At 72.4% G+C, this 21977-nt stretch carries 21 protein-coding genes and 1 tRNA gene; 9 read left to right on the top strand and 13 right to left on the bottom strand.

Annotation, left to right across the window (positions count from 1 at the left end; genetic code table 11):
- Positions 1–62: 62 nt before the first annotated feature.
- Positions 63–1022, top strand: coding sequence for a cation diffusion facilitator family transporter (locus tag QUE38_RS09655; protein ID WP_286307763.1), 960 nt, complete (start codon positions 63–65; stop codon positions 1020–1022).
- Between the two features lie 5 nt (positions 1023–1027).
- Positions 1028–1747, top strand: a complete 720-nt coding sequence (locus tag QUE38_RS09650; protein ID WP_286307761.1) for a glutamine amidotransferase-related protein — start codon at positions 1028–1030, stop codon at positions 1745–1747.
- A 22-nt stretch (positions 1748–1769) separates the two neighbouring features.
- Here QUE38_RS09650 and tadA read toward each other — a convergent pair whose 3' ends face one another.
- Positions 1770–2249 (bottom strand): tRNA adenosine(34) deaminase TadA, encoded by a 480-nt coding sequence (gene tadA / locus QUE38_RS09645; protein WP_286307760.1) that lies wholly within the window; start codon positions 2247–2249, stop codon positions 1770–1772.
- A 102-nt stretch (positions 2250–2351) separates the two neighbouring features.
- Here tadA and upp point away from each other — a divergent pair, with 102 nt between their 5' ends.
- Complete coding sequence (gene upp, locus QUE38_RS09640; protein WP_286307758.1) at positions 2352–2984, top strand: uracil phosphoribosyltransferase; 633 nt, start codon at positions 2352–2354, stop codon at positions 2982–2984.
- A gap of 545 nt (positions 2985–3529) precedes the next feature.
- On the top strand, positions 3530–4264 hold the full coding sequence (locus tag QUE38_RS09635; RefSeq protein WP_286307755.1) for a winged helix-turn-helix domain-containing protein: 735 nt from the start codon (positions 3530–3532) through the stop codon (positions 4262–4264).
- A 156-nt stretch (positions 4265–4420) separates the two neighbouring features.
- Here the strand turns inward: QUE38_RS09635 and QUE38_RS09630 are convergent, their stop codons facing one another.
- Positions 4421–4669 carry an SCO4226 family nickel-binding protein gene (locus QUE38_RS09630; protein ID WP_286307753.1) on the bottom strand — a complete coding sequence of 83 codons (249 nt, stop codon included), beginning with the start codon at positions 4667–4669 and terminating at the stop codon, positions 4421–4423.
- Between the two features lie 191 nt (positions 4670–4860).
- On the opposite strand from QUE38_RS09630, the gene QUE38_RS09625 reads away from it, so the two are divergent.
- From QUE38_RS09625 to QUE38_RS09615, 3 genes are all read left to right on the top strand, one after another.
- The gene (locus tag QUE38_RS09625; RefSeq protein ID WP_286307750.1) at positions 4861–7689 is read left to right on the top strand and encodes an ATP-binding protein; all 2829 of its coding nucleotides are present in this window, start codon (positions 4861–4863) and stop codon (positions 7687–7689) included.
- A 9-nt stretch (positions 7690–7698) separates the two neighbouring features.
- Positions 7699–8061, top strand: coding sequence for a VOC family protein (locus QUE38_RS09620; RefSeq protein WP_286307748.1), 363 nt, complete (start codon positions 7699–7701; stop codon positions 8059–8061).
- 379 nt (positions 8062–8440) lie between these two features.
- Positions 8441–8878 (top strand): class I SAM-dependent methyltransferase, encoded by a 438-nt coding sequence (locus tag QUE38_RS09615; RefSeq protein ID WP_286307747.1) that lies wholly within the window; start codon positions 8441–8443, stop codon positions 8876–8878.
- A gap of 6 nt (positions 8879–8884) precedes the next feature.
- On the opposite strand, the gene QUE38_RS09610 is transcribed toward QUE38_RS09615, so the two are convergent.
- Entirely contained in the window at positions 8885–9781 is an 897-nt protein-coding gene (locus tag QUE38_RS09610) for a DNA-3-methyladenine glycosylase family protein (RefSeq protein WP_286307745.1), read from the bottom strand.
- Between the two features lie 56 nt (positions 9782–9837).
- On the opposite strand from QUE38_RS09610, the gene QUE38_RS09605 reads away from it, so the two are divergent.
- On the top strand, positions 9838–10770 hold the full coding sequence (locus QUE38_RS09605; protein WP_286307743.1) for a 5'-3' exonuclease: 933 nt from the start codon (positions 9838–9840) through the stop codon (positions 10768–10770).
- Between the two features lie 12 nt (positions 10771–10782).
- Here the strand turns inward: QUE38_RS09605 and QUE38_RS09600 are convergent, their stop codons facing one another.
- The 3 genes from QUE38_RS09600 to QUE38_RS09590 all read right to left on the bottom strand — a co-directional run bounded on the left by QUE38_RS09600 (position 10783) and on the right by QUE38_RS09590 (position 14776).
- A complete protein-coding gene (locus tag QUE38_RS09600) occupies positions 10783–12249 on the bottom strand; it encodes a catalase (protein ID WP_286307741.1) in 1467 nt (488 codons plus the stop codon).
- A 55-nt stretch (positions 12250–12304) separates the two neighbouring features.
- Positions 12305–12742 carry a Fur family transcriptional regulator gene (locus QUE38_RS09595; RefSeq protein WP_286307739.1) on the bottom strand — a complete coding sequence of 146 codons (438 nt, stop codon included), beginning with the start codon at positions 12740–12742 and terminating at the stop codon, positions 12305–12307.
- 84 nt (positions 12743–12826) lie between these two features.
- On the bottom strand, positions 12827–14776 hold the full coding sequence (locus tag QUE38_RS09590) for an FAD-dependent oxidoreductase (RefSeq protein WP_286307737.1): 1950 nt from the start codon (positions 14774–14776) through the stop codon (positions 12827–12829).
- A gap of 413 nt (positions 14777–15189) precedes the next feature.
- On the opposite strand from QUE38_RS09590, the gene QUE38_RS09585 reads away from it, so the two are divergent.
- On the top strand, positions 15190–15636 hold the full coding sequence (locus QUE38_RS09585; protein WP_286307735.1) for a MarR family winged helix-turn-helix transcriptional regulator: 447 nt from the start codon (positions 15190–15192) through the stop codon (positions 15634–15636).
- Positions 15637–16004: 368 nt separating this feature from the next.
- On the opposite strand, the gene QUE38_RS09580 is transcribed toward QUE38_RS09585, so the two are convergent.
- From QUE38_RS09580 to QUE38_RS09550, 7 genes are all read right to left on the bottom strand, one after another.
- Complete coding sequence (locus tag QUE38_RS09580) at positions 16005–16325, bottom strand: GNAT family N-acetyltransferase (RefSeq protein WP_286307733.1); 321 nt, start codon at positions 16323–16325, stop codon at positions 16005–16007.
- A 5-nt stretch (positions 16326–16330) separates the two neighbouring features.
- Entirely contained in the window at positions 16331–16765 is a 435-nt protein-coding gene (locus tag QUE38_RS09575; protein ID WP_286307731.1) for an Hsp20/alpha crystallin family protein, read from the bottom strand.
- Between the two features lie 93 nt (positions 16766–16858).
- Positions 16859–18154, bottom strand: coding sequence for a hypothetical protein (locus tag QUE38_RS09570; protein ID WP_286307728.1), 1296 nt, complete (start codon positions 18152–18154; stop codon positions 16859–16861).
- Between the two features lie 183 nt (positions 18155–18337).
- Positions 18338–18410 (bottom strand) — tRNA-Arg (locus QUE38_RS09565).
- Between the two features lie 107 nt (positions 18411–18517).
- A complete protein-coding gene (locus tag QUE38_RS09560; RefSeq protein ID WP_286311756.1) occupies positions 18518–19450 on the bottom strand; it encodes a carbohydrate ABC transporter permease in 933 nt (310 codons plus the stop codon).
- Positions 19451–19488: 38 nt separating this feature from the next.
- Complete coding sequence (locus QUE38_RS09555; RefSeq protein ID WP_286307726.1) at positions 19489–20466, bottom strand: carbohydrate ABC transporter permease; 978 nt, start codon at positions 20464–20466, stop codon at positions 19489–19491.
- A gap of 114 nt (positions 20467–20580) precedes the next feature.
- Positions 20581–21948 (bottom strand): ABC transporter substrate-binding protein, encoded by a 1368-nt coding sequence (locus QUE38_RS09550; protein WP_286307724.1) that lies wholly within the window; start codon positions 21946–21948, stop codon positions 20581–20583.
- Positions 21949–21977 lie beyond the last annotated feature (29 nt).

Here is a 21977-nt window from a genome sequence, read left to right as displayed (position 1 = left end):
CCAGGAATGCGATTGTGGGCAGAACGACGGAGGTGGTCACCGCTCCATCCTAGGATTGGCGCATGAGCACGTCCGGCGGCACCCGAGCCATCATCGCGGCCTTCCTCGCGAACCTGGGCATCGCGATCACGAAGTTCATCGCGTGGGCCGTCTCCGGCTCGTCGTCGATGCTCGCGGAGGGCGTGCACTCCCTCGCCGACTCGGGCAACCAGCTGCTGCTCATCTGGGGCGGCCGGCAGGCCCGGCGCAAGGCCGACCAGGAGCATCCGTTCGGCTACGGCCGCGAGCGGTACGTGTACGCCTTCGTCGTCGCGATCATCCTGTTCTCGGTCGGCGGCGTGTTCTCGATCTACGAGGGCATCGAGAAGCTCGCCGACCCGCACCCGCTCGAGGTGTGGTGGCTGCCGCTGCTCGTGCTCGTCATCGCGATGGTGCTCGAGGGCTTCTCGCTGCGCACCGCGATCCTCGAGTCGAACAAGGTGCGCGGCAACCGGTCGTGGTTCCAGTTCGTGCGCCGGGCGAAGGCGCCCGAGCTGCCGGTCGTGCTGCTCGAGGACGTCGCGGCGCTGATCGGCCTCGTCCTCGCGTTCATCGGCGTCGGGCTCACCGTCATCACCGGCAACGGCGTGTGGGACGCGATCGGCACCCTCGCCATCGGCACCCTGCTCATCGTCGTGGCGATCGTGCTCGGCATCGAGACGAAGAGCCTGCTCGTGGGCGAGGGCGCGAACCCCTCCGACCTCGAGGCGATCGAGGCGGCGGTGCTCGCGGGCGACGAGGTCGAGCGCATCATCCACATGAAGACGCTGTACCTCGGGCCCGACGAGCTCATGGTCGCCGCGAAGATCGCGTTCCGCGCCGACCAGCGGCTGCTCGAGGTCGCCGCGGCGACGAACGCGATCGAGAAGCGGGTGCGCGAGGCGGTGCCGGTCGCGCGGATCATCTACTTCGAGCCCGACGTCTGGATCGACCCGGCGGCGCTGCCGGCGACCGACGTGATCGTCATCAAGGGCCTGGACTGAGCGCCATGCGCACGGTGCTCGTCGTGCGCCACGACACCGCGATCGGGCTCGGCAACCTCGGCCCGGTGCTCGAGCGCCGCGGCTACCGCATCGTGTTCGCGGACGCGCCCACCGGCGCGGTGGCGGGCGTCGATCCGCTCGCGCACGACCTCGTGCTCGTGCTCGGCGGCGACGAGTCGGCGTACGCGCTCGACGCCTACCCGTACCTCGCCGACGAGGTGACGCTGCTGCAGGCCCGCATCGCCGCCGAGGCGCCCGTGCTCGGCGTCTGCCTCGGCGCGCAGCTCGTCGCCCAGGCGATGGGCGCCCGGGTGTACCGCGGCCCGTCGAAGGAGGTCGGCTGGCTCGAGGTCGCTCCGACCCCGGCGGGCGCGCGCTCCCCGGTGCGGCACGTGGCCGGCGTGCCGGTCGTGCAGTGGCACGGCGACACGTTCGACCTGCCCGAGGGCGTGACGCGGCTCGCCGCCTCGGCGCAGTACCCGAACCAGGCGTTCGGCATCGGCGACTGGCTGCTCGCGGTGCAGTTCCACCCCGAGGTGACCGAGCAGATCCACGAGGACTGGATCGCGCTCTGGGGCGACGAGCTGCCCGAGTACGGGCTCAGCGTCGCGCAGCTGCGCGCCGAACGTGCCGAGTACGGCGAGCGGATGCAACTGGCATCCGCCGCCCTGCTCGAGGAGTACCTCGACCGGATCGAGGCCCGCGCGCGTCCCTCGGCCGCCTGACCCGGCGCCCGCGCCGGCGGGGTCAGCGCTCGGGGCGGCGAGCGGGGTCCTCGAAGAAGGCTCGGAGCATGCGGCCCGACTCGTCCTCGAGCACGCCCGCGAACACCTCGACGCGGTGGTTGAGGCGGCGGTCGCGCAGCACGTCGTAGAGGGAGCCCGCGGCGCCCGCCTTCTCATCCCAGGCGCCGAACACGACGGTCGGCACGCGCGCGGCCACGATGGCGCCCGCGCACATGACGCAGGGCTCGAGGGTCACGACGAGCGTGGCGCCCGTAAGGTGCCGATCGCCCGTCGCCCGGGCGGCCCGGCGCAGCGCGAGCACCTCGGCGTGCGCGGTGGGGTCCCCGGTCGCCTCGCGCTCGTTTCGGGCGGCGGCGATCACCCGGCCGTCGCCGTCGACCACGATCGCGCCGACGGGCACGTCGCCGCTCGTGGCGGGGGCGGCGGCGGCCTCGTCGAGGGCGAGGCGCATCCACTCGTCGTGGCGCGCGTCGTGCGGCATCCGCTCCCCTCGTCCCGGCCGTCCCGGCGGCCGGTCGTCGGCCCGGTTCCGAGCCTATCCGCGCCGTGCGCCGCCGGGCCGCGGCGGCCTAGACTGGCGACCATGCGAGTCCACGTCGCCGACCACCCGCTCATCACGCACAAGCTCACGGTGCTCCGCGACCAGGACACGCCGTCGCCGGTGTTCCGCTCGCTGGTCTCCGAGCTGATGACGCTGCTCGCGTACGAGGGCACCCGCAACGTGCGGGTCGAGCCGGTCGACATCGTCACGCCGGTGTCGCCGACGACGGGCGTGCGCATCGCCGACCCGAAGCCGATCATCGTGCCGATCCTGCGCGCGGGACTCGGCATGCTCGAGGGCATGACGACGCTGCTGCCGAGCGCCGAGGTCGGGTTCCTCGGCATGGCGCGCAACGAGGAGACGCTCGAGCCGACCACCTATGCCGAGCGGCTGCCCGACGACCTCTCCGACCGGCAGTGCTTCGTGCTCGACCCGATGCTCGCGACCGGCGGGTCGCTCATCGCCGCGATCGACTACCTGCTCGCGCGTGGCGCGCAGGACGTCACGGCGGTGTGCATCCTGGCCGCACCCGAGGGCCTGCAGGCCGTCGAGCAGGCGATGGCCGGCCGCGAGGTGACCGTGGTGCTCGGCGCGGTCGACGACCACCTCAACGAGCACGGCTTCATCGTGCCGGGCCTCGGCGACGCGGGCGACCGGCTGTACGGCACGGTCTGACCGCACGCGTTCCGGCCGTGCGCGGCGTCGCACACCCTGCGCCGGACGCACACCTCCACGAAGGTTCTTCGGCCATTTCGGCGCATCCGGCGATAGGGTCGCGGAAACTTTTCCGAATCTCTGGTTCGTCGCACTTTCTGCAATCGGATGCCCCGGGGCGAGCAGTCCGCCGACGATGGGCGTCGCCCGCCGCATCCGCTGCGCCCCCGCACCCGCAGACCGGGCGTCATGAATTGACACACTCCCCCGCTGCCGCTTTACTTGCCCGCATGACCGACACGACGCGCACCCTGACCTCCTTCGAGGCGATCGGGCATGCCGGCATGATGATGCCCGGCCGCGCGCGCATGTGCTGTCGAATGTGCCGCTGACCACTCGTCCACGCCGAGCACGCAGCCACCGCCGAGATCCCGGCTGACGCCTGCTCCCGGACACGCCCGACCGGCACGTCCGCCCCGCCCCGCTCCAGGGGCCCGCGCAACACCGACCCGCTCCAGCGCCCCTCACGCGCCGGGTCGCCCCGCATCATCACCGAAGGATCGATCATGTCTCTCGCCCAGCTCTCCTCGCCCGCCGCTCCCGTCGCCGTTCGCCCCGCCGTCGCACTCGCCGACCGCCGCGAGGCCGCTTCCGCCGCCGCCGCTGCACCCGCCACGGCCGCCCCGCGCCTCCGCGCCGTGCCCGAGGGATCCGAGGCCCGCGGCTTCGTGTTCTACGTCGGCATCGACGAGGCCAAGGCCGCCGCCGACGGCACCAGCCTCAGCGAGCTCGTCGCCGAGCTGCGGCGGCTCACCGCCCAGCTCTCCCCGTCGGCCGAGACCTACGCCGCCGTCGCACTCGCGCCCGAGGGCGCCGGCGGCCGCGACGTCGACGTCGTGCGCCTCGCCCTGCAGGAGCCGGCCGCGCTCGCCCAGCAGCGCGGCGACGAGCCCGACGCCGACCGCCACCCCGACGGCGTGATCATCGACATCTCGCGCAAGCGCGTGCTGCTCGACGGCGAGCCGGCCGGGCTCACCTACAAGGAGTTCGAGCTGCTGCAGTACCTCGTGCTCCGCGAGGGCCGCACCATCGACCGCCACGAGATCATCGACGGCCTGTGGGGCGACGCCGACGACGCGCCGAACGAGCGCACGATCGACGTGCACGTGCGTCGCCTTCGTTCGAAGCTCGCCCACTACGAGGACATCGTGCGCACGGTGCGCGGTGTCGGCTACCGGTTCGACCGGCACGCCGACGTGTCGATCCGCCAGGCGTCGACCCCCAGCCCCGACGTGTTCTGATCGCGCGGCGCCTCCTGGCCCGCGCCCGTCGCGTGCGAACGGACGGAACGGGTTCGGGTCCCGTTCCGCCCGCTCGGTTTCGCGAGTCGTCATGAACTGCCGCTATCCGTCGACGGAAGCGGCAGTTCATGACGACTCGGTGTGCCACCGGGTCGGCTAGACCTCGGCGGTGAGCTCGTAGACCTCCGCCGTCGGGTGGCCGGCGCGCTCGTGCACGCGCATCACGGCCTCCTTCGACGGCCCGGTCGACAGGCACCACACCTTGCCGGTCTCGGCGTCGATCCAGGCGTGCTCGAAGTGCACGCCCTCCTCCGCCTCGATCGCGAGGTCGGCATCGTGCGCCGCCGACAGCTGCTCCTTCGTCACTCCGACGAAGCCCTCGTGCACGTCCATGAACTGTGCCATCGCACGCTCCCTTGCTCTCATCTCGATTGACTGCGTGCACCCCACGATGCCGTCGGGCACCTCGCGAGGCATCGGCCATCCGACCGATCATGTGTCGGCGCCCTACGAGCGAGGTCGGCCGATCCGTACACTGGCCGCATGCCGCCCGAGACGAGTCGCTCCCGATGAGTGGGCCGACTCGGGTCTGCCCAGTGCTCGTCGGCCGGGCCGACCTCCTCGCACTCGCCGAGCGCCGCATCGCCGAATCGCGCGAGCGGGGGCACGTGCTGCTGTTCGCGGGCGAGGCGGGCATCGGCAAGACGCGGCTGCTCGGCGAGGTGACCGATCGCCTGCCCGCGGGCACCGCGCTGCACGCCGCGGGCGCCTACCCGCGCGACGCCGAGGCCGCGGGCGGGCTGCTGCTCGCGCTCGCCGATGCGCTGACCCGCTCCGAGTCGGGCGACGCCCCCGAGCGCGGTCGTCGCCTGCGCGAACTGCTCGCCGGCAGCGCAGATGCCGAGCGGTCGGATGCGGCGCGGCATCGCCGCATCCTCGTCGGTGAGCTCGCGGGCACCTGCCTCGACCTCCTCGCCACCGGGCCGACCGTGCTCGCCATCGAGGACCTGCACTGGGCCGACGACCTCAGCCTGGAGGTGCTCGAACGCGTCGCCGACGGCGTGCCGACGGGCGGCTTGGTGGTGGCGACGTACCGCAGCGACGAGCTCTACCCGAAGTCGAACCTGCGGGCCTGGCGCGGACGCCTGGTCGCGCGGCGCGCCGCCGAGGAGGCGCGACTCGACCGCCTCGACACCGAGGGGACCCGCGCGATGATCGAGTCGATCACCGGGCGGATCGCCCCCACGGAGACGGTGCGACGACTGCACGAGCGCGGCGACGGGATCCCGCTGCACGTCGAGGAACTGCTCGCCGCGACCGGCGAGCGCGACGACGCGGCCGTTCCCGACACCGTCGCGGACGCGGTGCTCCTCCGTGCGGAGCGGCTGGGGCCGGTCGCGCGCGAACTGATCGACGCGGCCGCCGTGATCGGGCGGTCGTTCGACGTCGACCTCCTCGCCGCGGTCGCGTCGCACGACCCCGACGCGGTGGACGACGGCCTGACCCAGCTCGCCGCCGCCCAGCTCGTCGTGCCGGGCGGCGACGGTCGCCGCTTCGACTTCCGGCACGCGCTCATCCGAGACGCGATCCGGGCGGCCATCCCGCCGCTGCACCGCCGTCGCCTGCACGCATCGGTCGCGCGCGCGGCACTCGACGCGGGATTCGGCGACGCGTTCGTCTCCGACCAGTTCGAGCAGGCCGGGCTGGCGGCGGAGGCGCACCGGCACGCGCTCGCGGCGGCGGCGGACGCCGTTCGCGTGTCGGCCCATCGCGAGGCCGTCGACCTGTATCGGCGGGCGGAGCGCACGATGCCCTCGGCGACTCCGGTGCCGGCTCGCGCCGATCTGCGCGCACGACTCGCGGCGGAGCTCGCCGCCGTCGACGACAACCGTGCCGCCGCCGAGAAGTTCGCGAGCGCCATCGCGATCCACCGGGAGGCCGGCGACGAGGTGTCCGCCGCCCGGCTCGTGCCTGCGCTCATGGCGGTGCGGCACCTGCTGGGCGACGACCTGCCCGCACGACGCCGACTCGCGCAGACCGCGCTCGATCGTCTCGACGGTCGCGACGACGTGCGCGCGGGCCTGCTCGCGGCGCTCGCCGCGGCCACCATGCTCAGTCGGCTGCTCGACACGTCGATCGACTACGCCAAGCAGGCGCGCGCACTGCTGCCCGCCGGCGAGGTGTCGGCGCTCCGCCGTCAGATCGACACCACGCTCGGCAGCGACCTGGTGTTCGCCGGGCGCGCGGAGGGCTGGGCGCTGATCGAGTCGGCCGTGGCCGAGGCCGCCGACGTCGGCCAGGAGGCGGAGGCGTCGCGGGGCTTCCGCATGGTCGGCTCGAGCGCGTCGGTGCTGGTCGAGTACCCGCGCGCGACCGAGTGGATCGCGCGCGGGATGGACTACACGGCGCGCGTCGAGAGCTGGAACGACCACCACTACCTCGCCGCGCACGATGCGCACGTGCGCTGGGCGACGGGCGACTGGGCACGAGCCGATGAGACGGCGCGTCGCGTGCTCGCCGACGGCGAGGGCGGAATCACGACTCGGATCACCCTGCTGCACGTGCTCGGCTACCTCGAGCTCGGGCGCGAGCACCACGACGCGGCTCGCGCGCATCTCGAGGAGGCCCGCGAGATCGGGGAGCGCATGGGCGAACTGCAGCGGCTCTCCCCCGCGCTCTGGGGGCTCGCCGAGCTCGCGCTGCACGAGGGGCGACTCGCCGACGCCGTCGCGCTCACCGCGGACGGCCTCGCAGCGTCGCTCGAGGTCGAGGACGCGGCCTACCTGTTCCCGCACGTGCTCACGGGCGTGCGCGCTCGGGTCGGCCAGCACGCAGCCGCCGACGCGCGCACGTTCCTCGACGCCGCCGGAGCGCTCGTGCGGCACCGGGGGATCCCGGGCACGCTGCCGGTGCTCGACCACGCCGAGGGCGTGCTGCTGCTCGCCGAGGGGCGCACCGGGCAGGCGCACGAGGCGCTCGTGCGCGCGGTGGCAGGATGGCGGGAACGCGGTCGGGTCTGGGAGGGCGTGCAGGCGGAGGCGGACCTGGCGGGCGCCTGCGCACGCACGCGCCGTCCGGCGGACGCGGCCGCGCACGCGGCATCCGGCCTGCAGTGGGCACGCGAGATCGGGAGCCCACTGCTCGAGCGCATCGCGACTGCGGCGACGACCTACGCCCCGCAGGGCGGGATCGGCCCGCTCAGCGCCCGCGAGGTCGACGTCGCACGGCTGGTCGGCGAGGGCGCCACCAACCGTGAGATCGCGCGGCGCCTGGTGATCTCGCCGAGCACCGTGTCGACGCACGTCGAGCACATCCTCGCGAAGCTCGGCATGGCCCGGCGCACCGAGATCGCCGCGTGGATCGCCGCGCAGGACGCCCCGCGAGCCGGCGAGCAGGTCGTTGCCCGGTCGTCCGGCCGCGCGTAAGGTGACCGCATGCTGACCATCGGGACCGTCGTGCTCGGAGTCGACGACCTGCAGCGCGCGATGGCGTTCTGGTGCGCAGCGCTCGACTACGTACCGCGTCGCGAGCCGCGCGAGGACTGGGTAATCCTCGATCCGCGGTCGGGCGCGGACGCCGGCACGTCGATCGCGCTGTCGCAGGATCGCTCGCGCGTGAGCCTGCCGCCGCGCATGCACTTCGATCTCTACGCCGACGACCAGCGTGCGGAGATCGACCGCCTCGTCGGGCTCGGCGCGCGCCACATCGACTGGGACCGCTACCCGCCGGGCGCCGACTGGATCGTGCTCGAGGACACCGAGGGCAACCGCTTCGACGTGATCGACACCAGCGGGTGACGGAGTCCGACGTGCCGGGCGGCACGCCGACGGCGCTCGTCGCGCGGCTGCGCCAGGCCGGGTGCGTGTTCGCCGACGAGGAGGCCGCCCTGCTGGTCGAGGCAGCGACGGATGCCCGTGAGCTGGAGCTGCTCGTGCGGCGACGCGTCGACGGGGCACCGCTCGAGCACCTGCTCGGGTGGGCGGAGTTCCGCGGGCGGCGCATGGCCGTGGGGCCCGGCGCGTTCGTGCCGCGACGACGGTCGGAGTTCCTCGCGGAGCTCGCGGTGGCGGCGTGCCGCGGGGTCGACGGGCGCCCGGCGGTGCTCGTCGAGCTGTGCTGCGGGGTGGCGGCGATCGCCGCATCCGCGGCGGCCGAGCTGCGGGGGCGGGGGTCGCGGTGCGCGTGGCCGCGGCGGACATCGACCCGGTCGCGGCCGGTTTCGCGCGGCGTAGCCTCGCCGACTTCGGCGGCGTCGTCGGCGTCGGCGACCTCGACGCACCCCTGCCGCGCGACCTGCTCGGGCGCGTCGACTGCCTCGTCGCGAACGCGCCCTACGTGCCGACCGACGAGGTCGCCCTCATGCCGCGCGAGGCGCGCGACGCCGAGCCGCGGGTCGCCCTCGACGGCGGAGCCGACGGGCTCGCGCTGCACCGGCGGATCGCCGCCGCCGCGCCGAACTGGCTGGCGCCCGGCGGGGTCGTGCTCATCGAGACGAGCGCACGCCAGGCGGATGCATCCGTCGCCCTGCTCCGCGGCGCAGGGCTCGATGCGCACGCCGAGCACTCCGACGCGCACGACGCGGTGGCAGCGGTCGGGCGGATGCCCCGGGGCTGATCGGCCTCAGCGCGCGCGGTGGTCGACGAAGGCCGCGCGCGGCGCGCGACGCGGCTTGCCCGGAACCCCCGCGGCACCGAGCAGGCGCACCACCCGCTGGCGGTGACCGCGCCACGGCTCGAGCGCCTCGAGCATCTCGTCGTCGGTCATGTCCCGGCCGAACATGGCGTGGCCGACGTAGTTCGACAGGTGGTAGTCGCCGACCGACAGCGCGTCGGGGTCGCCGAACGCGCGCTGGGCGATCTCGGCGGCGGTCCACTCGCCGATGCCGGGCACGTAGCGCAAGCGGGCGAGGGCGTCGCCCGGCGCCATCGCCGTGGCCTCCTCGAGGCGGTCGGCGTAGCGGGCGGCGACCACGATCGTGCGCGAGCGCGCGGGGTCGACGCCGGCGCGGTGCCACTCCCATGAGGGGATGCGCGCCCACTGCTCGGGCGACGGCACGACCCGCATCGGGCGCGGCGTCGGGCCGGGCGCGACCGCGCCGAAGCGGCGCAGCACGTGCCGCCACGACGCGTGCGCCTGCAGCGTGATGACCCGCTGCTCGAGCACGGCGGGCACGAGCGCCTCGAAGACGCGTCCGGTGCGGGGCATCCGCAGGCCGGGGCTGCGGCGGTGCGCCTCGGCGACGAGCGGGGTCATAGGGTCGAAGCCGGTCGGGTCGTCGGCGCCGCCCGCGAGGGCGGGGGCGGATGCCACGGCCTCGCGTGCTCCCGGACCCCACGCGTCGCAGCGCAGGGCATCGCCGCGCCGCGTGACCCGCAGGGTGGCCGCCCCGTCGTCGGTGAGCGTCGTGCGCCACACGGCGCCCGCGTCGTCGACGAGGTGCGTCGGGTCGCCGGGGCCACGCCGCAACGGGGACAGCGTCGCCACGACATCGGTCGGATGCCGCGGGATCCAGCTCACCGTCGCATCCGCTCGCACCTCTCCAGTGTGCACCCGACCTCTGCCATGATCGGCGTATGCCCGACCGCCTCATGCTCCTGGACACCGCGTCGCTGTACTTCCGGGCGTTCTACGGGCTGCCCGACACGCTGCGGGCGCCCGACGGCACGCCCGTGAACGCCGTGCGCGGGCTGCTCGAATTCATCGCGAAGCTCGTCGGCGACTACGAGCCGACGCACCTCGTGGCGTGCTGGGACGACGATTGGCGGCCGCAGTGGCGGGTCGAGCTGATCCCGAGCTACAAGGCGCACCGCGTCGCCGAGGTCGTCGAGACCGGCGCGTCGGTCGAGGAGGTGCCCGACCCGCTCGAGGTGCAGGTGCCGGTGATCCGCGAGGTGCTGGCCGCGCTCGGCGTGCCGGTCGTGGGCGCGCCCGACCACGAGGCCGACGACGTGATCGGCAGCCTCGCGACGCAGGCGACGATGCCCGTCGACGTGGTGACCGGCGACCGCGACCTGTTCCAGCTCGTCGACGACGCGCAGGGCGTGCGGGTGGTCTACACGGCGCGCGGCATGAGCCGGCTCGAGGTGCTCACCGCGGCATCCGTCGTGGAGAAGTACCGGGTGCTGCCCGAGCAGTACGCCGACTTCGCGGCGCTGCGCGGCGACACCTCCGACGGGCTGCCGGGGGTCGCCGGCATCGGCGAGAAGACCGCGGCGAGCCTGCTGGGCGAGTTCGGCGACCTCGACGGGGTGCGGGCGGCGGCGACGGATGCCTCCTCGGCGATGTCCGCCCGGCTGCGCGCGAAGCTCGGCGAGGCATCCGGCTACCTCGATGTGGCCCCGAAGGTGGTCGAGGTCGTGCGCGACCTGTCGCTGGGGTTCGACGTCGACGAGGCGCGGATCATCGCGCCGGACGCCGACGCGCTCGAGGCGCTCGGCGAGCGGTGGGGCCTGGGCGCAGCGATGCCCCGTGCGGCCGCCGCATTGACGGCAGCCGCACGGGGCTGATCGCGCAGGTGGCTACGCCGCCGCGGTGGCGTCGCCGGCGTAGGCGTCGCGCAGCGCCTGACCGAGGTCGGCGTCGACGTTCGTCCAGTAGACGAAGAAGCGCTCGCGGATGTCGTCGACCGTGATGGCCTGCGCCTGGCCGCTCAGCGTCTCGAGGAACCGCGCCTTGGCGTCGGCGTCGAAGACCTCGCGGTAGAGCGTGCCGGGCTGGCCGAAGTCGTCGTCCTCGGCGTGCAGGGTCGCGGCGGTGCGCACGAGCGCGCCGTCGGACTCCCACGAGCCGGCGCGCGCCAGCTCGGGGTCGGCCACGGGGCCGCCGAACGAGTTCGGCGCGTAGTTCGGCGCGGTCGCCGGCGGGAAGTGGTGACGCTGCGCACCGTCACGCGTGTACGAGTGCACGTCGGCGGCGTGCGGCGCGTTCACCGGGATCTGCTGATAGTTCGTGCCGACGCGGTAGCGCTGGGCGTCGGGGTAGGAGAACACGCGGGCCATGAGCATCTTGTCGGGGCTGATGTCGATGCCCGGCACGAGGTTCGCCGGCGAGAACGCCGCCTGCTCGATCTCGGCGAAGAAGTTCTCCGGGTTGCGGTTCAGCTCGAGGCGGCCGACCGGAATCAGCGGGTAGTCCTCGTGCGACCAGATCTTGGTGAGGTCGAACGGGTTGAACCGGTAGTCCTTCGCGTCGTCGTAGGGCATGACCTGCACCTTGACGTCCCACGACGGGAACTCCTCGCGCTCGATCGCCTCGTAGAGGTCGCGGCGGTAGTGGTCGGCGTCGGCACCGGCGATGGCCTCGGCCTCGGCGTTGTCGAGGCGCTCCACGCCCTGGTTGGAGTGGAAGTGGTACTTCACCCAGAAGCGCTCGCCCGCGGCGTTGATCCACTGGTAGGTGTGCGAGCCGTAACCCTGCAGGTGGCGCCACGACTTCGGCAGGCCGCGGTCGCCCATGAGGTAGGTGACCTGGTGGGCCGACTCGGGCGAGAGGGTCCAGAAGTCCCACTGCATGTCGGCGTCGCGCAGGCCCGAGCCCGGCAGGCGCTTCTGCGAGTGGATGAAGTCGGGGAACTTGATCGCGTCGCGGATGAAGAACACCGGGGTGTTGTTGCCGACGATGTCGTAGTTGCCCTCGGTCGTGTAGAACTTCACCGAGAAGCCGCGCACGTCGCGCCAGGTGTCGGGCGAGCCCTGCTCGCCGGCGACGGACGAGAAGCGCAGCAGCGTCTCCGACTCGGCGCCGGGCTGGAAGACCGCCGCGGTCGTGTACTGCGAGACGTCGCCGGTCGCGACGAAGGTGCCGAACGCGCCGCCGCCCTTGGCGTGCACGATGCGCTCCGGGATGCGCTCTCGGTTGAACTGCGCGAGCTTCTCGACCAGGTACCGGTCGTGCAGCGCGGTCGTGCCGTCGTTGCCGACGGTGAGCGAGTGCTCGTCGCTCGGGACCGGGGCGCCGGTCTGGGTCGTGGTCGGCTTGGTGGTCATGGCTCCTCCTGTGTTCGGTCCATGTTCCGGCCGCGGCGCGGCCGGACGTCGGTGGCTACGGGCGAGGCTCGCCCGCGGCATCCGCCAGGCACTGGGAGCAGGTGCCCCAGAAAGTGACCTCGGCGGACTCGATCTCGTACCCCTCGGTCGACGACGGCTCGAGGCACGGGGGCGCCCCGATCGCGCAGTCGACGTCGGTCACCCGGCCGCAGTTGCGGCACACGAGGTGGTGGTGGTTGTCGCCGATGCGGCGCTCGTACAGCGCGGCGGAGCCCGCGGGCACGATGCGGCGGATCAGGCGCGCCTCGGTCAGGTCGGTCAGGATGTTGTGCACCGACTGGATCGAGGTGGTCGGCACGCGCGACGCGACGTACGGCAGCAGCCGGTCGGCGTCGACGTGCGGCATGGCGGCGAGCCCGTCGAGCACGGCGACGCGGCCCGCGGTGATCCGCAGTCCCGCCTCGCGCAGTGCAGTGCCGTGCTCGTCCGTCATCACGGCCAGTCTAGCCGGTTCTTTTGAATGACTCAAAAGAACAGCGAGTGAACGGATGCCGCGCCGGCGGCGCCCTCCGAGAGCCTAGAGCCTCCCGGCGAGCCGGGTCGCGTTCATGTGGCCGATCGCCTCGATGGTCACCATGGGGTTCACACCCGAGCTCATCGGGAAGCACGAGGCATCCGCCACGACGAGGTTCGGCACCTCCCAAGTCGCGCCGTCGGGGTCGAGCGCCGTGTCGGCCGCCGAGCCGCCCATGCGGGCCGAGCCCATGATGTGCAGCGCCGCCATCGTGCACTGACCCGGCCCGTAGCCCGCAGCGTGCGCGCGCGACGTGAAGCCGCCCACCGACTCGCCCGACGCGCGCTCCCAGGTGATGCCCGCCTGGTGACCCGTGAACATCGACTTCGCGCCGGCCGCCTCGAGCACCTTCGCCGCACCGTCGATGCCCGCGCGCATGCGCCCGGCGTCGCGGTCGGAGAGCGTGTAGTGCAGCACCGGCTCGCCGTCCTTGCCGACCTTCACCTCGCCCGAGTCCTGGTCGCGGGTGATGACGCCGACGCTCGACATGTGCGCCAGCCGTCGCATCCGCTCCAGGTGGGTGCCCGCACCGCGCCACGGGAGGAAGGCGACCGAGATCGCCGGGTTCGCGGCCGCCGTCTCGAAGACCACACCGTAGCCGGAGCCGTCGATGTCGGAGAACTGGGAGGAGTAGCGGGTCTGCATGCCGCCCTCCCAGGGCCGCACCTCCTCGTCGAACTCCGCCCAGACGGCGGTGGCCGGGTGCAGCCGCAGGTGCTTGCCGATGTTCGGGTTCTCGAGGCCCGAGCGGCGCAGCAGCGCAGGCGTCTGCACCGCGCCGGCGGCCGCGACGACCGCCTTCGCGCGCACTGTCACGCGGTGGCCCGCGGCCGTGCGACCGACGACGCCGGTCGCTCTGCCGCCCGACTTCGTGACCTCGCGCACGTCGACCCCGGTGTACAGGCGGGCACCCGCGCGCTCGGCGTCGAGCAGCCACGTCTTCGTGGTCGACTGCTTCGCGCCGATGCGGCAGCCCGACCCGCAGCGGCCGCACTCGATGGCCATGTCGCAGGCGCGCACGTTGCGCTCGAGCGAGCCGACGTGCCAGCCGAGCTTCGTGAGCCCGCGCTCGAGGATCTGGTCGCGGTTCGACGGCCGGCTGTAGTCGCCGTTCGCGCCGATGCGCGCCCAGACCGCGTCGAGGGACCGGTCGAACTCCTCGCTCGCGAACTGGGCCGCGCCGAGCGAGGCCCACTCCGCGCGCACGTGATCTGGGGTGCGGAACGAGGTCGAGTAGTTCACGACCGTGCCGCCGCCGAGGCACTGCGCCGAGAGCAGGCTCAGCTGCCCCTCGGCCGTCGCGCTCGGGCCCGGTGCATACAGGGTGGTGAGTCCGGTCAGCTCGCCGCCGTCGAAGTCGCGGTCGTCGAAGTAGCCGCCCTTCTCGAGCACGATCACGTCGTAGCCGGCCTGCGCGAGCACGGCCGCCGCGGTGCCGCCGCCGGCACCCGAGCCCACGACGACCACGTCGCAGGAGAGGTCGGTGTCGGCCGCGGGGGTGACCGGGGAGAGGGGCCGCTCCGGGGCGTCCGCCCGCACCCCCAGCGGACCGGGGTAGCCCATCGCGCTCCAGAGCGGCGAGGTGCCGTTCGCGCCGGGCGACAGGTAGTACGAGAGCGTCGCCGCGGACTTCAGGTTCTGGAACAGCACCCGCTTGAGCGGCAGCCTCGAGTCGCCGAGCGCGATGAGCGCCGTCTCGCGCTGCGCCGGCGAGAGGTCGCCGAACCGGCGCGGACCGATGCCGAGCAGCATGCCGAAGCTGCGCGTGTTCCACAGCTTCAGGATCTGCCCGAGCTGGTCGATCTCCGCCTGGCGCGGGTTCGACCCGGCCATGCCCTCGGCGAGCGCGACCGCGCCGAGCGCGCTCGCGGGCGGGATGCCGTTGCCGTCGCCGGGTGCGAAGGTGTCGCAGATGGTCGTCAGGGCCGCACGCTGCGTTGCGCTCAGTTCCACGGATCTCTCCCAGGGTCGCGTCATTGCTGCGGCAAGCATGCCGTGCGCCGCGGCCCGAGCGCAAGAAAAAGTTAATGGACGATCACATCGTTTCCGGATCGCGGCCAGGCGCCCGGGGACCCCTCGACGGGCACGAATCCGGATTCGTCGAAAAATCTCAGATTGATAACTAGCGCCCGTTACCGTTCCGTTATATATTCGTTGTGCGCCACCTGTTTGCTGTGGCAGGCGGCGCGGAATGTGATTGCAGGACACTCTTGGTGCAAGGGAGAGGGCCGGTCGTCAGCCTCTACGACCGGCCCTCACCCGTCTCCAGTACCGGGTCCGCGACACCCTCGTTTCGTGCCACCCGGACGGGTGAGAGCGCGACCAGCCCGGCGTTGCCTATTGTGGGAGCAACGAGGGGAGGAACCGTGTCGAAGCGCACGACCGCGGTCGCCGCGTGGGAGTCGCTGTTCCGCGCCCAGGTCACGGTGATGCGCCGGCTGCAGGCGGAGTTCCCCTCGGAGATCATCTCGCTCAACGAGTACGACGTGATGTTCAACCTCTCGCGGCATCCCGGCCACCAGCTGCGCCTGAAGGACCTCAACACGCACGTGCTCATCACCCAGCCGAGCGTGAGCCGGCTCGTCGACCGCCTCACCGCGCGCGGGTACCTCGCGAAGAGCGACGACCCGGCCGACGGGCGGGGCACGATCGTCACCCTGACGGAGAGCGGGTTCGAGGTGTTCCGGCGCGTGGCGCTCGAGCACATGGAGAGCATCTCCGGCCACATGGGCGACGGGCTCGACGCAGACGAACTCGCGCAGCTCACCGCGCTCTGCGACAAGCTGCGCAGCGGCGTCGCCGCCACCGACTGAGCGCGCGTCGAGTAAGGGGCGAGGGCCCTACCCCCTCACCCCTCCTCGACTCCCCCGGACTCGGTTCCGGCGCCCGACCCGAACTTCGGGAGCCGGGACGGTGAACGCGGACCCATCGGATGACAACGTGTCGCAGGGGCACGGGTACTGCCGCCGCGACTCCGGAGCCGGCGGCGAGCCCGGGGCACCGGGCCCGATCCCCTTTCGTCCGGGAGCGGCTGTGTCTGCGGGCATCGCTCGCCCGCCGCCGTCGCTGCTCTGGGTCGCACCTCGCCCGTCCGGGGTCGGTGGGGCCAGATTACGACCGGGCGGATGCCACGGACAGTCCCCGTACGGGGGCGGCGCGGACTCGTTCGCGACCGGGCGGCTCAGGGCGCGCGCGGGGGCCAGCGCACGTGGTCCTCGTACTCCTCGTGGCGGCGGAGGTACGCGGCGATGAACGGGCAGCGCGGCACGATCAGCAGCCCGCGGGCGACGGCGTCGTCGAGCACGAACCGGGCGAGCTGGCTGCCGATGCCCTGCCCCTCGTACCGGTCGAAGACCTCGGTGTGCAGGAACGTGATGCGGTCGCCGCGCTCCTTGAACTCGGAGAAGCCGGCGAGAGCCGTTCCGAGGAAGATCTCGAAACGGCTCTCGTCGTCGTTGCGCGCGTAGGTGAGCTGCTCGCCCGTGCCCACGTCGTCGCCCATCAGGGTCACGACTCTACCGGCGTGACCTCCCTGGCGGAAGCATCCGTCGTCTCGACCGCGACCTTGCGCGGCTTCGCCTTCTCGCTCACCGGGATCTGCACGCTCAGCACGCCGTTGTCGTAGCGGGCCGAGATGCGCTCGGTGTCGACGCCCTGGCCGAGGTTCAGCTGGCGCAGGAAGCTCGCCGCCTCGCGCTCGCGGGTGATCCACTTCACGCCCTCTCCGGACGGCAGGGTGCGCTCGGCGCGGATGGTCAGCAGCTGGCCGTCGACGTCGATGTCGACCGAGCCCGGGTCGATGCCCGGGAGGTCGGCGGTGAGCACGTAGTGGTCGCCGTCGCGGTAGAGGTCCATCGGCATGCGCCGCGGGCCGCGTCGAGTGTCGAAGAGCGCGGACGCGACACGGTCGAGGTCGCGGAATGCGTCGTAGGTGGTTGCCATCTCCAGTCTCCTCTGCGTCGTGATGACGGTTCGGGGTCGGGTGACTCCGAACAAGTTGAGTCAGCTCGACTCAACTTGTTCCCAGATTAGCACTCACCACCCGAGAGTGCTAAGTCGTGGCGTCCGCCGTGGGCGAACCACCCTGGGCCGCGGCACACGGCCCGCCGCACGGCTGAGCGCCCGCGCTCGCCGGTGCACCTGATCCTGCCGACCCCGCAGCCGAGCCATGCGCAGCGTGCGTAGCTGGCGCGGGCGCAGTGGCCGGGCCACGCGACGCTCCGCACGTGCGCCGGCACGCTCGGCGTGGGTCGCGTCGACCGTGACCATCGTGAGCACCGCGACCGCGATCAGCCACACGAACACGAGCGCGAACGCGACCAGCTCGAAGACCGTGAGGTTGAACAGGCCGAGCCCGTCGTAGAGCACCATCGCGGTGGCCTCGACCCCGACCAGCACCAGCGAGACGGCGACGAGTCGGTTCGAGATTCCGGGAACCGCGATCTTCAGGGCGAGCGCGGGCACGGCGAAGCACACCGCAGCCCCGAGCGCGAAGGCGTTGTGCAGGTCGGTGGCGGTGTCGATCGGCACGAGCCCGACGCCCGCGAGCGACGCGCCGAGCAGCACGATGCAGGTGCGCACGAAGACCACGCCGCCGCGACGGGCGCGGTAGCGCGGGTCCTCCAGCGAGTGCGTGAGCACCCGGGCGAGGCCGGCCATCGCGGTGCCCGCCACCACGATGCAGGCGTTGAAGCAGAACGCCGCGAGGTCGTCGCCCGTGCCGAGCGTCGAGAAGTTCAGCGCCCACCAGTCGGTGTGGCTCGTCGTGCTCATCGCGGCGAGGCTGCCGGCCGCGAGCACCATGGCCACGAGGTTGAAGGTGCGGTAGCCGTCGTGGTCGAGCGCGCGATGGTGCACGTGGTAGGTCAGCGCCGCGAGCCCGGAACCGAATACCGCCGCGGCGATCCAGGCACCGCCCGGCAACGGCGCGAAGGCCTCGCCAGCGAAGTGCACGCAGAGCCCCACGACGATGAACCAGACGGATGCCACGATGGCCGCGCGCCCGCCCCGGGTCGGCGGCGCGAGCCCCGCCTTCCGCAGCAGCTCGAGCCCCTCGTCGGAGGCCGATGCGACCAGCAGTGCGACGAACGCGCAGGCCGCCGCGACGGCGGCGCAGGCGAGCCCGAGTACGGTCTGCATGGGCGCCTCGCCCGCGACGAGGTGATCGACGGCGATTCCGACCATGAGGGCCGTGAGCGCGGCGAGCACCCGGCGCATGGCCGCCGTGACCGCGGGCGACGGGCTCCTCAGCCACCCCGCCCGGCGCGCGGACGGGGTCGGCGATGGGGGCGGGGGCGCCTCCCCCACCTCGATGACCTGCCGCTGTTCCACCCAAGCCCCCTGCCTGGACCGGTGCGATCGACGCACGCACCGCGTCGCGGGAGGCGACAGCGGTGCGTGCAGGAAGCCTAACCCGACCCGACGTCATATGAATGCGGAGGACGCAGGAATTCTCGGGAAACCACGAAGGACCCGCGCGATGCGCGGGCCCTTCGCTACTGTCTCAACACAGTGCGCGCCCGGAGGGACTCGAACCCCCAACCTTCTGATCCGTAGTCAGATGCTCTATCCATTGAGCTACGGGCGCCGGCTGCGTTTCCCGCGTTCAGATCACCGCGGGCAACCCGGAGAGTCTATCCGACACCGGCGCGCGGCGCCAATCGGGCGCGAGCGCCCGCGCGTGTCATCCGCCCGTCACCCCTTCACCGCCCCGCCGAGGCCCGCGCTGCGCAGGAACACCCCCTGGAAGACCAGGAACATGGCGATCGGGATGATGGTCGAGATCGCGAGCGCGGCGAGGAACACATCGAGCTCGGTCTGCGACTGCACGGCCGGCAGGCGCACCGACAGCGGCTGCACCGCCGGGTTCGGCAGCACGAGCAGCGGCCAGAGGAAGTCCTTCCACGCGGCGATCACCGCGAACACCGAGACGACGCCGAGGATCGGCTTCGACATGGGCAGCACGATCGACCAGAACATGCGGAAGGGCCCCGCCCCGTCGGTGCGGGCGGCCTCGAACACCTCGCGCGGCAGGTTGTCGAAGAACCGCTTCACGATGAGGATGTTGAACGCGTTCGCGGCCATCGGCAGCCACACCGCGAGGTAGTTGTTCAGCAGCGAGAAGTCGCGGCCGATGAGCGGCGGGTTCACGATCGTGAGGTACAGCGGCACGAGCAGCACGACCGCCGGGATGAACAGCGTCGCCAGCACGAGGCCGTTCAGGATGGGCGCGTACTTCGGCCGCAGCACGGAGAGCGCGTAGCCGGCCGTCGTCGCGACGAAGAGCTGGAAGAACCAGGCGCCGAGCGCGATCGCCACGGTGTTGAAGAAGTACTGGTCGATGTGGATGTCGTTCCACGCCGTCGACAGGTTCGCCCAGTCGATGCCGTTCGGCCAGAGCGCCATGGGCTGGGTCAGCGTGTCCTGCGTGGGCGTGACGGCCGACTTCGCGAGCCAGAGGATCGGCCCGAGGCCCGCGATCACGAGGCCGGCGAAGAGGAACACGTGCACGCCCCGCATGCCCGCGCGCACGCCGCGGCGGCGCAGGTCGAACGCCGAGACGATGCCGCGGTCGTCGTCGGCGCCCTCGCGGCGGGCGGCGCGGCGGTCGGCGAACCGATCGCGCATCGCGGCGACGCGCTTCAGGGCGGGGGTCTGGGTCGTCGTCACGAGGTGCTCCACCGGTCGGTCAGCTTGAAGTACAGCCAGGAGAAGAGCGCGAGCACCACCGCGAGCATGACCGACAGGGCGGTCGCCTCGCCGTAGTCGCCGCCCAGGCTGTTCTGGAAGGCGTACTTGTAGATGAGCAGCAGCACCGTGATGGTCGCGTTGTTCGGCCCGCCGCCCGTGAACAGGTACGGCTCGAGGAACACCTGCGCGGTCGCGATGACCTGCAGGATGAGCATGATGAAGAGGATGCCCCGCAGCTGCGGAAGGGTGACGTGCCACACCTTCTTCCAGATGCCCGCACCGTCGACCTCGGCGGCGTCGTACAGCTCGGGCGGCACGCTGAGCAGCGCCGCGAGGTAGATGATGATCGAGCCGCCGGCGGCGGCCCACGTGGCCTCGATGACGAGGGACGGCATCGCCGTCGCGGCATCCTGCAGCCAGGGCTGGGGCGGGATGCCCACCCAGCCGAGCACGGTGTTGAAGACGCCGTTCTCGCCGCCCGCGTAGAAGAACTTCCAGAGCAGCACGGCGACGACCGGCGGCACGACCACTGGCAGGTACGCGAGCGCCGAGTAGAAGCCCTTGCCGCGCCGCACCTCGCTCATGAGCACGGCCATGAACAGCGGCAGCGGGAACCCGAACAGCAGCGCGAGCGCCGCGAAGTACAGGGTGTTGAGCACCGCCTTGCCGAGCAGCGGGTCGTTCAGCACGGCGATGTAATTGTCGAGCCCGACCCACTCCGGCGGGTCGAGCAGGTTCGTCACCTGCAGGCTCATGACCACCGACTGCACGATCGGCGACCAGCTGAAGACGCCGAACACGAACAGCATCGGCAGCAGGAAGACCAGCGTCGACAGCCCGCCGCCGCGGATCCACGAGCGGATGCCGCGCCGCGGCGCACGCGCGTCGCGCACCGGTGGGCGCCCGGCCGGGGGCGCCGCCTCGTCGGGCGGCGCCTGTTCGGTCATCGTCATCCCCGTGCTCCTTCCGCTCCCGGTGCGGCGCGCGGGCCAGGGTGCCCGCGCGCCGGGTGGTGCGGGCGGATGCCGCAACGGGAAGGGTTCCGCAGCGGCATCCGCCCTCGTGGCTCAGCCCTGGTCGAGGATCGCCTGGGCGTCGGCGTCGGCCTGCTCGAGCAGTGCGTCGATGTCGGCGTTCTCGTCGGTCAGCACGGCCTGCACCAGCGGGTCGAGCAGTGCGTAGATCTCCTGCGTGCTGCCCTTCGGCTCACCCACCGGGGTCTGCTCGAAGATGGCCTCGGTGAACGGCGCCATCTGGTCGAGCGGCACGTTCACGTAGGGCTCGATCCAGACCAGCGACTCCTCGTAGGTGGCGCGGTCGAGCACCGGGAGCACCGGGGTGCCCACGGCCTGGCCCGAGTCTGCGAGGGTCTTCGCGTCGAGCACGGCCGCGTCCTCGTCGAGGAGCTTCTGCATGTAGTACCAGTCGATCCACTCGACCGCCGCGGCCTTGGTGGCCTCGTCGACCGTGGGGCTCACGACCGCGATGTCACCGCCGCCGAGCGTGCCGCCGCCGTTCTCGGTCGGCAGCACGGTCAGGCCGTAGTCGTCGGGCGAGAGGCCGAAGTCGCGCACGAGCGCGGTGTAGACGTCGGAACCCGACGAGTACATGCCGATGTTGCCGGCGGCGAACTCCTGGTTGATGCTGCCCCAGTCGAGCAGGTAGTTGTCGCCCAGCGAGTCGTCCTCCCAGCGCAGGTCGTGCAGGAACTGCAGCTGCGCCGCGGTCGCCTCGTTCGCGATGGTCGACGTGTACGTGCCGTCGCCGTTGTCCTCCTGCGTCGAGCCGCCGCGCGCGACGGTCGCCGCGGTGAGCTGCCAGCCGCCGGTGTTGTTGGTCGACATCTCCATGAACCCGGCCTTGCCCGTGGCATCCGAGATGGCCTTCGCCGCCTCGCGCACCTCGTCCCACGTGGTCGGCGGGCTGTCGGGGTCGAGCCCGGCGGCCTCGAAGAGCGCGCGGTTGTAGTGCAGGCCCATGGCGTAGGCCTGCCGCGGGAAGCCGAAGATGTTGCCGTCGGCATCCTGCACCTCGGCGAGGATGATCGGGTTGAACTTGTCGGTGTACCCGAGCTCCTCGACCTCGGCGGTCACGTCGGTGAGCTGCCCGTTCTCGAGCAGGGTCTTCGAGTCGGTGAACGGCACCGTGAAGACGTCGGGGAGGCTGCCGCCCGCGAGCTGGGCCGCGAAGGTCGGGCCCTCCCACTCGTACTCGACGCCGATGACGTCGATGTCGGGGTGCTCCTCCTCGAACTGCGCCTCCTGCGACTCGAAGGCCTCGTAGGCGGCGGCGTCGGCGCCGGGCGGGAAGGTGGCGACGCGCAGTTCGACGCGTCCGTCGTCGGATGACGCGCTGTCGGCGCTGCAGCCGGCGAGCGCGCCGGCGACGGCGAGCGCGGCGAAGCCCGCGATCGCGGCCTTGGCTGGTGACTTCATTGTCGGTCCTTTCGGTGCTGTGTTCTCGT

Source organism: Agromyces mangrovi (assembly GCF_030296695.1).
GTDB lineage: Bacteria > Actinomycetota > Actinomycetes > Actinomycetales > Microbacteriaceae > Agromyces > Agromyces mangrovi.
This window is presented reverse-complemented; position numbering and strand designations above follow the sequence as displayed.